This window comes from Flavobacterium sp. (genome assembly GCF_030146175.1).
GTDB lineage: Bacteria > Bacteroidota > Bacteroidia > Flavobacteriales > Flavobacteriaceae > Flavobacterium.
On record NZ_JASLCE010000118.1, the window covers coordinates 1 to 13,263 of the forward strand.

Consider the following 13,263-nt stretch of genomic DNA (forward strand, 5'->3'; position numbering starts at 1 on the left):
CTCCTATTGATTCTATCATTTCTGATAAGCTGTGTTTTTTTTATGCATTCCAATGCGAATGATTTCCGATATCCCGGAATAAAAGTGGTATTCGTTTTTTTAAATTTAAGTTTATGTCCGATTTTTTTTGGACGTATCGTAAAAAAGAGTACCATTTCAAAAGAACAAAAATTGCTATTCTATGCCGTACCTGTCGTTTTATTGGAATATTTGGGAATTACCATGTTATTCTACTTTTATAAAACAGGAACTATCTTTTTTAATCACCTTGTTGTTAATGGAATTATAATCGTTTTTGCCGTTTTTATTATCTACTATACGATTATGATTCTAAAACAATTGCCTTCTAAAATAGGCGATGAAAAAACGAATCGTTTAATGGACTAAATAAAAATTCCGACAGCACAGTAAAGACTGTCGGAACATATATGTTATATAATCTCTACTTCTGTTTTTCCATGCGATGCCGGACGGCCAAAACTGTCAAGATTTACCATCGTAATAGCGTCAACAGTAATGATCACATCTTTGGTCATGACATTGCGAACTTCACATTTCATAACAATAGAAGTACGCCCAAATTTTACCAGGTCAATCCCGATTTCGATAATATCACCCTGTCTGGCGGAGCTCATAAAGTTGATTTCCGACATAAATTTGGTAACGATCTTGTTGTTTTTTAATTGAATGATTGCAAATAGAGCCGCTTCCTCGTCAATCCAGGATAACAGTTTTCCTCCGAAAAGCGTACCGTTTGCATTAAGGTCTTCTGGTTTAACCCATTTTCTTGTCTGATAAATCATGATATAAATTTTTGCAGTGCCAAAGTTACTATTTCTTGGTGGTCAAATGCTAATTTGGGAAGTTCTTTTATTGGAAACCATGCGGCTTCTTTGGCATCATCGGCCGCAACAGCTACCGTGTTCTCCGGAACAATTCCAAAATAAGCAATAGAAACGACATGACTTCGAGGGTCACGAAATGGCTTTCCAAAGGCTCCGATTTGCTCTAAGTGATCGATTTTAATAGTTGTTTCTTCAAAAAGTTCTCGTATAGCGGCATCCATTAAGTCTTCATCCTGATCGACAAATCCACCAGGTAATGCCCAATCATTTTTAAAAGGCTCATTCGCCCGTTTTATTAAAAGAATGCTATAATCAGACAGTGTTTTTTTGGCAATGACGGCATCAACTGTTAAAAAAATGTTAGATTTTCTCATAAAGTACGAATTATGTATCTCGAAATTTTCAGTATTTTTTTGTTATAAATATGCAGCTTTAGTTCACTACTGTGAAAAAGTTTTTAGAAAATCAATCCTTTCTTTAAATATAAACAAGCCGGAAGCCTTGATTCTAAAGACAAAGTTAATTAATTGTTACTTTAATCACGTTCGATTCTCATTATCTTTGCCCAAATCAATACAAATAGCCAATAGTATACTGTTGGAATTTAAAAAAAGTAAAGTGAATATGAAAAGAATTATGCTTCCCTTATTTGTAACGGTACTGGCTTTCGGAACAGCTATGGCTCAGGAAAAACCAGTCTTTAACAAATGGTCAATCGACATCAACGGAGGAATCAGCAAGCCTACTGCCCCATTTACGAGCGGTTATTATGCAAAAAATTACAACCTTTTCCATGCTGATTTAGGTGTACGTTATATGTTCAACACCAAATTCGGTTTGAAAGTCGATGTAGGTTACGATCAGTTTGACAATGATTCTAAAAGTGCTTCTTTCGATGGACAGTATTATAGAACAACTTTACAAGGTGTGGTCAACCTGGGACGTGTGCTTAATTTCGAAGAATGGACACAACACTTAAACTTACAAGCGCATACCGGTATCGGATACGCTTTTATGAAAAACGATCGCTTTGATGGAGTCGACAATATGCTAAACCATATTATTGGTCTTACCGGACAAATTAAATTATCGGAACGTGTTGCTTTAAATGCCGATTTTTCCATGATCAACAATGTACGTCAAAACAATACTTTCGATGGTGCTGTAGCTCCGGAAGACAGAGGTTTTAACGGTACCTTATATAATGCAACCGTTGGTTTGTCTATATATTTAGGTAAAAACGAAAGACATGCCGACTGGTATTATGCAGAAGACAAGGTGGATCGATTAGCGGAATTAGAAAAACGAATTGGTGATTTGGAAACCTTAATGAACGATTCAGATAAAGACGGTGTGCCGGATTATCTGGATGCAGAAGCCAATACTATTCCAGGTGTAGCAGTGGATACAAAAGGACGTGCTGTTGACAGAAACAATAACGGAATACCGGATGAATTAGAAAGCTATTTAGAGCGCAACTATGGTGCAAGCAGCAAAGGATCGTCTTTAAGCGGAGAAACGCTAAAAGAAATGATCAACCAAGGATATGTAAATGTGTACTTTGACTTTAACCAATCGCAACCGGCTTCTAATTCGGTTAGCGGAATGGATTTCTTAGTAAAATATCTAAAAGCGCATCCAGGTGCTACAGCTGATGTAATCGGATATGCCGATGAAATCGGAAATACGGATTACAACAAAAACTTATCTCAGAAACGTGCTGAAAACGTTAAAAATGTTTTGGTTAAATCCGGAATTGATGCTTCCCGATTAAACATTATCGGAAACGGTGTGGATAGTTCGGTAGCTAAAGATTCGAAAGCCGCACGACAATTGGTAAGAAGAGTTACTTTTAAAATCAAGTAATTAACAATATCTTATTCATAACTTATAAAGAACCGCTGTAATCCTACAGCGGTTTTTTTATAACTTTAAAATAAAAAATGGAAAATCGCGACACCTTTCTGATCGATCTCAGAGGCGAAGCCTTGGGAATGATCACGGATCAGTCTTCGTCCGAAGAAATTTTTCAAAACAAAATCCTGCGTCCGATCCTGCGGCTGCAAAACGAACTTTTTATTCAGGTTTTCCTGAATTATGCTGTAAAACAGAAAAATGTTTTCTTTTCGCTCACACCCGAAAAAAAGATGGCCTATATCGAGAATGTAATCCAACGGGATATTAAGTTCCGAAACTCGTTAAAAGGAATGATCATTGGCCTTTTTACGGTAGAAGAATATCAGGAATATATCAAAAATTCATCCAATCTAAACAAAAGAATGATGAATGTGCTTATCGAACGCCTGAAAAGTCAGGTGCAGTTATTGGAACTGGATTAATACGAATTATACAAACAATAGCTTTTTATTAGCTACGTTTATTACAATAAAAGGATCGTGTTATCGCGGTCCTTTTTTTAGCAATATATTTTAAAAAAGGTAACTTTGTAGAAGTTTCGTATATAGCTTTATATAAATGCTAGATTTATTTATCTTTAAATACTTTTCTAAGCTCCATATTAATTATATCTTATGAATTTAATGCTTTTTCTAAAGACTCATATTTTTCTTTAAAATAAGTTAAGTCTACATCTGGAAATAATTTAGGAAAACGTTTAATAATATTCCTCATCTGGTGTAAAACACCCTCTGCAGAATACGTAAATGTCCCCTCTTTAAATTTATCACTAAAAGGGTGAGGTCCTTGTAAATATTTTGATCCGTATTCTACATAAACAGGTTTATAGTTTCCTAACTTTTTTACAATTTCCTGTGTGTCAATATAAAAATACTGCCAATAGTAAACAGCCTTGCAAGCAATCATGGTATCATAATATTCTTCTAGATTCATATCCATTTTAAACCAAATACCGGAATCAAAAAAATAAATGGGACAAGGATAAACACCCTCTTCTCTCAATATACAGCCATATGTACCATCATCCCCATGACCTGACTTATGAAAATAATTAAGTTTAGGTAAAAAGTTTTGCCAGATCACTTCGGCTTCAGGTTGAGGGTTGTTTTTCCAAAAACGGCTGTCGTTATTATAATTATCCCAAAAATGAGAAGGGTATCCTAATGATTCAAAAAGACCTAAAATTTTAAAACCTCCCCAAAGATATTCTTCGTCTGATTCATTCGTTGTTGAAGACCAATCTAAGGTTAAAGCACTTATAGAATTGTACTGATAATCTTCTTCAGGAATTTCAACTTTAATCCAATCTTTAGCTCTTGTTAGTATTCTTTGACTTAAAAATCCAGCATTTTTTATTACTTCTTCACTATTATTTTCATTTACTTGTAAGCTATTATTATCCAGCTCTTTAATAAAGTTATTCAGTTTTTCAATTATGATCATATGATTTGTTTTATAAAATAAAATATATCTTTATTTAATTTTTAAGGATTCATATAATTCTATAAACTCCTCCATCTTAAAATCAGGAAAAAGTAAAGGCATATCTTCTACAAAAGCATCATATCTGGACTTTCCATACAAGGCTGAGTCGTTTTTCCCATATTCGAGATATACAATTACATAGTGCCACATCATATAGCCTCTTGTTGCAAAAGCAAGCTTTACATATCCTTCAAAGTTTATTTTTAAGGGATAAAAGCCAATTCCAAAGTCATGAAAATAAATAATCTCATCTTCATTTTCTTTACTGAAAACTCCGGCACAAATATCTTCAACAGTATCTACAGGAATAAACTGCCCTGTTTTTAAAAAGGAATCTTCGCCTTTTATATAATATCCGTGACCTTCTTCAAGTTCAATAACACTATGTTTTTGAAATAATTCATCTAGCGGAAGTATGTTTATTATTCCACGTTCACTTGTTTTTTGTCCTTCGGTTCTTGTTGGAATAACACCCTCCCAATTATAAGAATAGCCATTAGTATAACTATAAAAACCTTCCATTGTATTTAATAACAGGTTTTTATATTTGTTAAAAAATGATTTTTTGGTCATACTCCATCCACCTCCTGTATATTTTATAGTCTTTTGAAGTTGAGCTTCTATTAATGGTTTTAATAATTCACGAAATTTGAATTTATCCATGGTTAAATTTGAATTTTATTATCCAATGCCAAAGTATAAAATTTTTCTTATAGTTTAGACTAAATTTTAAAGACGATTTAAAGGGAAAAAAAGACAAACTGGATTGATACATTTAGGTATATAAATACCTGAATTAATAGAATAAAAAAAGGACAGTTTTCACTGTCCTTTTAAATTACAACACGAAGTAAGTATCCTTAACCGGCTGTATATGCGAGATATCTACGGATTTCGGCTCCTCTGACTCGAATTCGTTTCGATACTCGTAAACCATCTGCAAGAGGTTTTTTTCAATGTTGCTGGAGATAAGATTCATTGGCGTATCGGTTGGTCGGTTTTCGAACGGATCCTGTAAATGGATCGCCATTTTTTCAATTAAAAAGAAAGCCGCACCGATAGTTGTTACCAATGGTATACGGAACCATCCCAGAAAATCGGTTAATCCGAATGGTAATAAGATCAGGAATAAAAACAACGTAAAACGGATGTATAAACTATAGGTCGTTGGGAAAATCGTATTTTTAATACGCTCACATTTCCCCATCGAATCACACAAACGCGTTAAGGTATTGTCGATTTCCACTTGCTGATAGACGTTAATTTTACCTTCGTCGTTTGCCTTACGCAATTCTTTTACGTGTAACATCAAAATGGCGTTTGGAACGTGCTTGTGTTTTTTAACAAAACGTAGTTCTTCTTCCGTTAACAACGACTGAATCAGTTTTATAGGATCTTTTCCTCGTAACGACTGACTTAAACTATAACACCAGGCCGCTTGTCGTTTGGCAAAACGCTCTTTAAAATCGTTTGCCTGAGTCGAAAAATCCGGATCTTTATAAAATCCGATTACCTGTCGCAGTAACGAACGGGAATCGTTTACGATTGCTCCCCATACAATTCGGGCTTCCCACCATCTGTCGTAGGCCTGATTGGATTTAAAAGCCAATAGTAGCGAGATAATGGTACCGATGATAGACGGTACCGCAATTGGAATTTTGGTTGGAACGGTTTGAAACGTATGGTGAAATACTTCAAAAGCAATACAGTAGAGTACGATTAATACCAACTCCAGCTTAATTTTCCCCAAAACATATTTAAGTGGTACTCTTTTTTTTAGTAGCATATTTTTTTAATTTTTAGATTAAACAATCAGACGGTTTCCTCATGTAAGGAAAGTACCGGTAGGCCCAAGTTTTGATGAACCGGTATGGCTATGTTCTTTTTTAGCCGTGTTTTTTCCGGTTTTCGGGTTTCTACCAATAAATCGATATTGTTTTTTGAGATTGTTTCCGATAAAAACGGTGTGATTTCCTCCGGACGTTCTTCAAATACCGATGCCTGACTTACGATTTTAAAGGTAAATCGTTCGCTCACAATTCGTTGTAATTCCTGTACTCCTATTCCATTTGCAACACGCTCCAGATACAAGGCGTTATTAAAATGATGCTCTTCCGAATGTTGTCCCAAGTGTAGAATCGGACTTTTACAATTCCCCAGTAATTTTAAAAAATGACGTTGGAATATATTGGTTTCCGATCGGTAACGTTGTGATAGGATAACCAATCCGATTTCAAGATGGTTTAACAGATTTTTTAATAAAGGTGCCGAAATACCAAACTGATGGCGCACGGTTAAAGTGCAATTGGCTGTTTCTTTAACAATAGCGCGGCATTCGTCTACAAGAGCATATTGTGCCTCTGTCATTTCGGGCGACATGCTGCGAAGTGCCGATAAAGGCGAAAACAAAGTATCCGGTAAATCACTGATTGTCACTAAAACGATGGTGCAATTTTTAGTGTCAGCGTGTTGTACAGCCGTTTTTACTGCGTAAAGTGTATCGGCTTCAAATGCGGTTGGAATGAGTATGTTATGCATCGGTGTAATTGTTTATGATTTATATCAGCAAAACAACTACACCGGGATGAGAAGGGAATTAAATTAAAATTAGAATATTCTAAAAATTGACATTAGAAATTCTAATGTAGGCTTAATGCTTAAAAATAATGGTTACGATAGTACCTTTATCGGCTTCCGATTGTATGGATAATTCACCGTTATGCATACGGATAATCTTCATGGCCAGCGGAAGTCCGAGGCCATAACCCACATAACGGGATGCTTTTTTACCGCGGAAAAACGGTTCGTATAAATACGGAATATCTTCCGGTGGGATTCCGATTCCGATATCCGAGATTATAATTTTTAATTGTTCTTTATTGGCCGTAAGGTTTACAAATACTTCTTCATTATCGGAATATTTAACACCATTGGTGATGATATTTCCGATAGCAAGTTCTAAAAGCGGTTTGTTACACGGTAAAACCAATAGCGAATCTTCTTCCGGAATATCACTCATATTGATGCTCACACGGTTACCCGGATAAATTTTATCCAGATCACTTTTTACATCCAATAGCAAATCGTCGATGCGAACAATATCCTGAACCTGCTTTTTACCATCGTAACCGGTTTGCGTCAGTTTTAATAAACTTTCGGTCAGATTACTCAAACGAGAGGCTTGTTTATGAATATTGTCCAACGTGGTTGTATATTCCTGAATATTCCGATCTTTTAACAGCGTTACCTCGGCTTCGGCCATAATGGTCGCGATCGGTGTTTTGAGTTCGTGAGAGGCATTGTTGATAAAATTGGCCTGGATTTCAAAAGAGGTTTCCAAACGATCCAACATATCGTTAAAGGTCTTCGTCAGATCGGCAATTTCATCCGAATCGTTCACTTCGGGTAAACGATTATGTAAATTCGAAGCACTGATGCGCTTTACTTCACTGGTAATACGCGACACCGGATTGATTACCCGTAAAGCCAAAAAACGCCCGAAAAAATACGCCAGGATAATAAATCCTAAACCGCATAATAATAAGATTCGCGTAATGAATAGTGTACTATCGCTACCGCGTAAATCTTTTGCTGAAATGATCACCATATAATTGGTGCCGGCTTCATTAAAAACCTGTCCATAATAGTAAACTTCATTTTCTTCGATCCATCCGGAATTGTATTTCATAACCGAAGCATAAAATTCCGGCGGTAAATGCAATTCGGTATTGTATTCGAACGAACTGGCGCTGTTTATTTTTAAGACATACTCCTTTTCCTCTTTAAGCTCTTCCATTCCATTGTTTTTGAGCTCCTGATAGTATTTTGCCTTAATAGGATCCTGTTGATAATGAATGGATGCAACAATTTTGGCCCGGTCTTCCAGTCGTTTTCTAAAATAATACTGATTATTTTGGCGGAATAGGAAAAACACGACCGTACATAGCAAAAGGGTGCTAAATCCGGATAGTGCAATATAGGTGACGGTTATTTTCTTTTTGATCTGCATATTATTCCTTTATAACATACCCTAATCCTTTTATGGTATGGATTAATTTGTGTTCGTATGGATGATCAATCTTTTTTCGCAAATAATTGATATAGACATCCACAACATTGGTATTCATATCAAAATTGATATTCCAGACATTGTCCAGAATTTTTGCCCGGGAAAGGATTATCCCGGAATTTTTTGCCAGATAATAGAGTAAATTAAATTCTTTTGCTGTAAGTACAATGGTTTCTCCGTTTCGCTTTACCATTTTTGTACGGATATCAATTTCAAGATCGTCGATTGTTATTTTTTCGGCCGGTTTCTGGTCTTGTCCCGCTCTTCTGGCCAATGCATTTACCCGGGCTTCGAGTTCGGAAAACTGGAACGGTTTTGTCAGATAATCGTCGGCACCGGCATTTAATCCGTGTACAATATTATCGCTGCTGCTAAGTGCCGTAAGCATGAGTATCGGAACAAAATTTCCGGCAGCGCGTAAACGGCGGCAAATTTCAATTCCGTTAATATCGGGTAGCATAACGTCCAATACGATCACATCGAATTGGGTATACTGAATCATTTCAAGAGCTGTTGTTCCGTCTAATGCCGCACTTACGTCGTGGTTTTTTTCGGAAAGTCCTTTCCGTAAAGCCGAAAGTAGATTGGGCTCGTCTTCAACGATTAATAATTTCATAGTACGGGAGCGTTTTTACAAAAATAGAAATTAAAATCATAAGGATTCGTTAAACCCGATTCTCTTTTATTAAAAAAGAAAAAGTCTTTATATTAAAGTGTTAATTTAAAATAAAGACTTAATATTGCTTACTAATAGCTAGTTAGGATTAATCTACTTTTTTAAAAACAAGTTTTAAACCATCGGGATTTGACAGATATAACCTGTTATTTTTTATTTCGTAAGCCGTGCTGCTTTCCAGTGCTTTTACAAATTTAGCTTCGTTTGCCATCTTATCGCAAGCCATTCGGGTAAGACCAACATCGGTAAAGCGCAACAATTCGCGTTCCGAAAACAATTTTCCAAACATACGGTTGCATCCGGCAACTCCGCCAAAGGTAGCTTCCTTAGCTTTGATTTCCATAGAAGGTCGTTTGTTAAAATCGGAATCTTCTATTTTTTTACCTTCCATTTCTTCCAACACCCAAATGTCGTGTAGTCTGTAATCTACAATATAGTTTCCGCAACCTCTAAGGTCTTTAAATTCTTTTTCTCCTGCTTTTTTCAAAGCAACCGTTACGGAATAATCGTGATCCATATCCGACATCCCATCGGAGCATTTTCCGTAGGCAATCGTAATTTTTATTTCTCCGGCTTTCGATTTACTTTGGTAGGTTTTGATGTTCGCATCCATTACGCGAACCGGTTTCACAGCCGGAAACAGGATTCCTTCCGGATCTTCCGGTGTGGTATATTTAATCTGACTGTTGCTTATTTCCACACCCCAAAATGGTTCCGTTCCGATGGCTTTAAAATAAACCAGGTCGGGATTTGCGGAAACCGTTTCCTTTGGCGTTCCGTTTTCATTGGTTTTCGTACTGTTACAAGCACATACTATAGCAAGTAGCATTAAAATTCCGATTTTTTTCATGTTCTCTATTTTTATACGAATCAATACGATGCAGAAACCATACCAGATTAATACAATGGCTCACCGTTTAGGTTTGTTGACAAGACTTCACTCATATAATCAAAAAACGGACGCATTGCCTGAAAAGTAGCCAATACTTCTTTTTTAAATTCGGGACTTGTTACTTCCTTGTCGGTAAAACTTCTGGAAATCAGGTATTGTTTTTTGCGGATCAGATCAATGGCCGGATGCGTTTTGTCGAATCCTTTTGGAGCTGTTTTTAACTCCTCGCCTTCCAGGGTTCCAAAAAAACTTTTAAAAGTCGGATCCGAAATAATACTTCTGATTTCTTCATCGTCCATTTCAAACTCCTTTCGAATTCGGTTTAGATCTTCGGCATTCGGATCCCAAAAACCACCGCCTACAAAACTAGCTCCCGGTTCGATATGCAAATAATAACCACCGCGTAACAACGGTTTGGTTCGGGTAAAACCGACACTAAAATGATTTTTATAGGGCGATTTGTCTTTTGAAAAACGAACGTCCCGGTAGATTCTGAAAATCTGCATTTTTTCGAGACTGTCCTGTTTCCCCAATTCGTCATAGATTTCCTGAAAAAATGCTTTTGCTTTTTTTTCGTGTTGCTGAAATTCTTTTTTATGTTCGGTAAACCATTCCCGATTATTATTGTTTCGTAGTGCGATAAGAATATCGAGTTCCGCTTTTGTGATCATTTTTTCTTTTAAAAGTACGATTTTTTTGATTGTCGGTTTACAATTAAGCGCTCCTTTTTTTAAGAATTTCGACAACATCCTGTAACTGAAATCCTTTTGCCTGCAACAATATCAGATAATGAAAAAGCAGATCGGCACTTTCGTTTAAAAATAAATCGGCATCCGAATCCTTGGCTTCAATAACCATTTCTACCGCTTCCTCACCTACTTTTTGTGCTATTTTATTAATTCCTTTTTTCCATAATTGACTGATATAGCTATTTTCCAGCGGTTCTTCTTTGCGATTCCGGATACATTGTTCCAATTCAGACAAAAAGCCATAATCCGATTGGTTGGATTCGCCCCAACAGGTATCCGTTCCTTTATGACAAACCGGGCCTTCCGGATGTACACGAACCAAAATCGTATCGTTATCGCAATCGGTTGTAAGACTTACAAGATGTAAAAAATTCCCGCTTTTTTCTCCTTTTACCCATATCGCATTGCGACTACGGCTAAAAAAGGTCACCTTTCCGGTTTCCAGCGTGGCGGTATAGGCACTTTCATTCATATAACCCAGCATTAGCACTGTTTTAGTATTTGCATCCTGAACGACGACCGGAAGCAAACCGTTTTTTGATTTTAAAAAGTTCGGTTTCATAATTATACGATTCTTATAGGAATGTCCTGTTGTTTTAATACTTGTTTTAATACGGGAATTGGAATCGTGTCGTAGTGAAACACACTTGCTGCCAGTGCTGCATCGGCTTTACCGTCGTTAAAAACAGCTATAAAATCGGCTATTTTGCCGGCACCACCCGACGCAATTATGGGAACGTTTACCGTTTGATTTAGTTCTGCTAACATCGTATTGGCAAAACCCTGTTTCCTTCCGTCATGATCAATAGCTGTAAAAAGGATTTCCCCGGCTCCGTTTTCGGTGATTTGCTTTGCCCAGTCTAAGAGTTCCCATTCGGTTTCGAGCTTTCCTCCCATTCGAAAAACCTTCCATCGATCGCCAACAAGCTTCGCATCAATAGCCATCACGATACACTGACAACCAAAACGCTTGGCCAATTCGGTTACCAATCCCGGATTTTTAAGTGCGGCCGAATTTATCGCAACCTTGTCCGCGCCATTTTGCAACAACTGCTCGACATCCGATACAGTACCTACTCCACCGCCAACCGTAAACGGAATATTGATTGCCGCCGCCACATCACGAACCATTGTAAATAAAGTTTTTCTTTTTTCTTCAGTTGCCGTGATATCCAGAAAGACCAATTCATCCGCTCCATCGCGGGCATATTTATAAGCCAGTTCCACCGGATCGCCGGCATCGGTTAGTCCTTTAAACTGAACGCCTTTTACGGTTCTTCCGTTCTGAATGTCCAAACAGGGGATTATTCGTTTTGTTATCATTTTTGCAATAGTAATTTTTCTAATTCCTGTAAGGATATTCTATTTTCGTAAATCGCTTTACCAATAATGGCTGCATTACAACCTAATTCGTCGAGTTGTAACAGCGCTTCGATATCTGAAATTCCACCCGAAGCAATTAGTTTGATCTCCGGAAAGGTTGCTACTAATTCGGAATATAAACCGATAGCAGGTCCTCCTAAAGTTCCGTCGCGATTAATATCGGTGCAGATCACATATTCAATTCCTTTTTTGACGTAATCCGCTAAAAACGGAATGATCATCTGATCGCTTTCTTCCAGCCAACCGGAAATAGCCACTGTTGACTCTTTAACATCGGCTCCCAAAATAATTTTGGAACTTCCATAATCGCGTATCCAACCGGAAAACCGCTCCGGATCTTTAACCGCGATACTACCGCCGGTAATCTGTGAAGCACCGCTATTAAAAGCGATTCGTAAATCATCGTCCGATTTGATACCACCGCCGAAATCAATGATAAGGTTGGTTTTTACGGCTATCTTTTCCAATACTTTATAGTTGATTATCCGGTTGGATTTGGCGCCATCCAGATCGACCAAATGCAGGTATTGTATACCGTGGGCTTCAAATCGTTTGGCCATTTCCAGCGGATCATCGCTATAAACCGTCATTTTTTGATAATCTCCGTTTAACAAGCGGACACATTTTCCGTCGATAATATCCAGTGCCGGAATAATTCTCATTTTCATACGTTTAAAAAATTGGTGAGTACTTGCGCGCCAACTTCCCCGCTTTTTTCCGGGTGAAACTGAACGCCGTAAAAATTCTCTTTTTGTATCGCTGAGCTAAAAGTGGTATCGTAACCGGTTGTAGCGATACATTCCGGAATTAGCGGAACATAATAACTATGCACAAAATACAGATACGGCTCTCCGGTTATTCCGCGAAACAAATCGGATTTACAATTTGCAACGGTATTCCATCCGATCTGTGGGACTTTAGCCCGGTTTGAAAAACGAACCACATCGGTATCAAAAATTCCCAGTCCGTTTGTATTTCCTTCTTCCGTATACCTGCACAACAATTGCATTCCCAGGCAAATACCCAATACGGGTTGTTGTAATGCCGGAATAACCCGATCGAGTTTTGTTGCTTTTAGCCGGGTCATTGCAGTCGACGCTTCACCAACACCCGGAAAAATGACTTTATCGGCCGATCGGATCAGTCCTGGATCGGTTGTAATCGTAGCGGCATAGCCCAGTCGCTTTAAGGCAAATAAAACACTTTGCACATTTCCTGCACCATAATCGATAATTGCTATTTTCATC

At 37.4% G+C, this 13,263-nt stretch carries 17 protein-coding genes; 3 read left to right on the forward strand and 14 right to left on the reverse strand.

What is annotated here, in order from left to right:
- On the forward strand, positions 1–387 hold a 387-nt coding region (locus Q1R07_RS13370), incomplete at its 5' end, for a hypothetical protein (protein ID WP_300491196.1).
- 44 nt (positions 388–431) lie between these two features.
- On the opposite strand, the gene Q1R07_RS13375 is transcribed toward Q1R07_RS13370, so the two are convergent.
- The gene (locus tag Q1R07_RS13375) at positions 432–803 is read right to left on the reverse strand and encodes a hotdog domain-containing protein (protein ID WP_300491199.1); all 372 of its coding nucleotides are present in this window, start codon (positions 801–803) and stop codon (positions 432–434) included.
- A complete protein-coding gene (locus tag Q1R07_RS13380) occupies positions 800–1,219 on the reverse strand; it encodes an NUDIX hydrolase (protein ID WP_300491201.1) in 420 nt (139 codons plus the stop codon). The genes Q1R07_RS13375 and Q1R07_RS13380 overlap by 4 nt, the downstream gene beginning before the upstream one ends.
- Before the next feature lie 250 nt (positions 1,220–1,469).
- On the opposite strand from Q1R07_RS13380, the gene Q1R07_RS13385 reads away from it, so the two are divergent.
- Positions 1,470–2,711 (forward strand): OmpA family protein, encoded by a 1,242-nt coding sequence (locus tag Q1R07_RS13385; RefSeq protein ID WP_300491203.1) that lies wholly within the window; start codon positions 1,470–1,472, stop codon positions 2,709–2,711.
- Between the two features lie 77 nt (positions 2,712–2,788).
- Positions 2,789–3,184, forward strand: coding sequence for a glyoxalase (locus Q1R07_RS13390; protein ID WP_300491206.1), 396 nt, complete (start codon positions 2,789–2,791; stop codon positions 3,182–3,184).
- 190 nt (positions 3,185–3,374) lie between these two features.
- On the opposite strand, the gene Q1R07_RS13395 is transcribed toward Q1R07_RS13390, so the two are convergent.
- The 12 genes from Q1R07_RS13395 to hisH all read right to left on the reverse strand — a co-directional run bounded on the left by Q1R07_RS13395 (position 3,375) and on the right by hisH (position 13,262).
- A complete protein-coding gene (locus Q1R07_RS13395) occupies positions 3,375–4,205 on the reverse strand; it encodes a hypothetical protein (RefSeq protein ID WP_300491209.1) in 831 nt (276 codons plus the stop codon).
- Positions 4,206–4,235: 30 nt separating this feature from the next.
- On the reverse strand, positions 4,236–4,910 hold the full coding sequence (locus Q1R07_RS13400; protein WP_300491212.1) for a hypothetical protein: 675 nt from the start codon (positions 4,908–4,910) through the stop codon (positions 4,236–4,238).
- Positions 4,911–5,085: 175 nt separating this feature from the next.
- A complete protein-coding gene (locus Q1R07_RS13405; RefSeq protein WP_300491215.1) occupies positions 5,086–6,033 on the reverse strand; it encodes a bestrophin family ion channel in 948 nt (315 codons plus the stop codon).
- Between the two features lie 26 nt (positions 6,034–6,059).
- The gene (locus tag Q1R07_RS13410; RefSeq protein ID WP_300491218.1) at positions 6,060–6,785 is read right to left on the reverse strand and encodes a hypothetical protein; all 726 of its coding nucleotides are present in this window, start codon (positions 6,783–6,785) and stop codon (positions 6,060–6,062) included.
- 112 nt (positions 6,786–6,897) lie between these two features.
- The gene (locus Q1R07_RS13415; RefSeq protein WP_300491220.1) at positions 6,898–8,256 is read right to left on the reverse strand and encodes a HAMP domain-containing sensor histidine kinase; all 1,359 of its coding nucleotides are present in this window, start codon (positions 8,254–8,256) and stop codon (positions 6,898–6,900) included.
- Between the two features lies 1 nt (position 8,257).
- Entirely contained in the window at positions 8,258–8,932 is a 675-nt protein-coding gene (locus Q1R07_RS13420) for a response regulator transcription factor (RefSeq protein WP_300491223.1), read from the reverse strand.
- A 148-nt stretch (positions 8,933–9,080) separates the two neighbouring features.
- The gene (locus Q1R07_RS13425; RefSeq protein ID WP_300491226.1) at positions 9,081–9,842 is read right to left on the reverse strand and encodes an META domain-containing protein; all 762 of its coding nucleotides are present in this window, start codon (positions 9,840–9,842) and stop codon (positions 9,081–9,083) included.
- A 47-nt stretch (positions 9,843–9,889) separates the two neighbouring features.
- The gene (locus Q1R07_RS13430; RefSeq protein ID WP_300491229.1) at positions 9,890–10,555 is read right to left on the reverse strand and encodes a DUF2461 domain-containing protein; all 666 of its coding nucleotides are present in this window, start codon (positions 10,553–10,555) and stop codon (positions 9,890–9,892) included.
- A gap of 43 nt (positions 10,556–10,598) precedes the next feature.
- A complete protein-coding gene (gene hisIE, locus Q1R07_RS13435; RefSeq protein WP_300491231.1) occupies positions 10,599–11,195 on the reverse strand; it encodes a bifunctional phosphoribosyl-AMP cyclohydrolase/phosphoribosyl-ATP diphosphatase HisIE in 597 nt (198 codons plus the stop codon).
- A 2-nt stretch (positions 11,196–11,197) separates the two neighbouring features.
- Positions 11,198–11,956, reverse strand: a complete 759-nt coding sequence (gene hisF, locus Q1R07_RS13440) for an imidazole glycerol phosphate synthase subunit HisF (RefSeq protein WP_300491233.1) — start codon at positions 11,954–11,956, stop codon at positions 11,198–11,200.
- Complete coding sequence (gene hisA / locus Q1R07_RS13445) at positions 11,953–12,678, reverse strand: 1-(5-phosphoribosyl)-5-[(5-phosphoribosylamino)methylideneamino]imidazole-4-carboxamide isomerase (protein WP_300491269.1); 726 nt, start codon at positions 12,676–12,678, stop codon at positions 11,953–11,955. Before hisA ends, hisF begins: the two co-directional genes overlap by 4 nt.
- 2 nt (positions 12,679–12,680) lie before the next feature.
- Complete coding sequence (gene hisH, locus Q1R07_RS13450; protein ID WP_300491235.1) at positions 12,681–13,262, reverse strand: imidazole glycerol phosphate synthase subunit HisH; 582 nt, start codon at positions 13,260–13,262, stop codon at positions 12,681–12,683.
- Position 13,263: the final 1 nt, after the last annotated feature.

What these genes read in the sequence shown, in the direction of transcription:
- hisF (WP_300491233.1), bottom strand. Translation starts at nt 11,956, where the DNA reads ATGATAACAAAACGAATAATCCCCTGTTTGGACATTCAGAACGGAAGA.
- Q1R07_RS13425 (WP_300491226.1), bottom strand. Translation starts at nt 9,842, where the DNA reads ATGAAAAAAATCGGAATTTTAATGCTACTTGCTATAGTATGTGCTTGT.
- Q1R07_RS13430 (WP_300491229.1), bottom strand. Translation starts at nt 10,555, where the DNA reads ATGATCACAAAAGCGGAACTCGATATTCTTATCGCACTACGAAACAAT.
- hisA (WP_300491269.1), bottom strand. Translation starts at nt 12,678, where the DNA reads ATGAGAATTATTCCGGCACTGGATATTATCGACGGAAAATGTGTCCGC.
- Q1R07_RS13410 (WP_300491218.1), bottom strand. Translation starts at nt 6,785, where the DNA reads ATGCATAACATACTCATTCCAACCGCATTTGAAGCCGATACACTTTAC.
- Q1R07_RS13400 (WP_300491212.1), bottom strand. Translation starts at nt 4,910, where the DNA reads ATGGATAAATTCAAATTTCGTGAATTATTAAAACCATTAATAGAAGCT.
- Q1R07_RS13385 (WP_300491203.1), top strand. Translation starts at nt 1,470, where the DNA reads ATGAAAAGAATTATGCTTCCCTTATTTGTAACGGTACTGGCTTTCGGA.
- hisH (WP_300491235.1), bottom strand. Translation starts at nt 13,262, where the DNA reads ATGAAAATAGCAATTATCGATTATGGTGCAGGAAATGTGCAAAGTGTT.
- Q1R07_RS13395 (WP_300491209.1), bottom strand. Translation starts at nt 4,205, where the DNA reads ATGATCATAATTGAAAAACTGAATAACTTTATTAAAGAGCTGGATAAT.
- Q1R07_RS13420 (WP_300491223.1), bottom strand. Translation starts at nt 8,932, where the DNA reads ATGAAATTATTAATCGTTGAAGACGAGCCCAATCTACTTTCGGCTTTA.
- Q1R07_RS13375 (WP_300491199.1), bottom strand. Translation starts at nt 803, where the DNA reads ATGATTTATCAGACAAGAAAATGGGTTAAACCAGAAGACCTTAATGCA.
- Q1R07_RS13415 (WP_300491220.1), bottom strand. Translation starts at nt 8,256, where the DNA reads ATGCAGATCAAAAAGAAAATAACCGTCACCTATATTGCACTATCCGGA.
- hisIE (WP_300491231.1), bottom strand. Translation starts at nt 11,195, where the DNA reads ATGAAACCGAACTTTTTAAAATCAAAAAACGGTTTGCTTCCGGTCGTC.
- Q1R07_RS13405 (WP_300491215.1), bottom strand. Translation starts at nt 6,033, where the DNA reads ATGCTACTAAAAAAAAGAGTACCACTTAAATATGTTTTGGGGAAAATT.
- Q1R07_RS13390 (WP_300491206.1), top strand. Translation starts at nt 2,789, where the DNA reads ATGGAAAATCGCGACACCTTTCTGATCGATCTCAGAGGCGAAGCCTTG.
- Q1R07_RS13380 (WP_300491201.1), bottom strand. Translation starts at nt 1,219, where the DNA reads ATGAGAAAATCTAACATTTTTTTAACAGTTGATGCCGTCATTGCCAAA.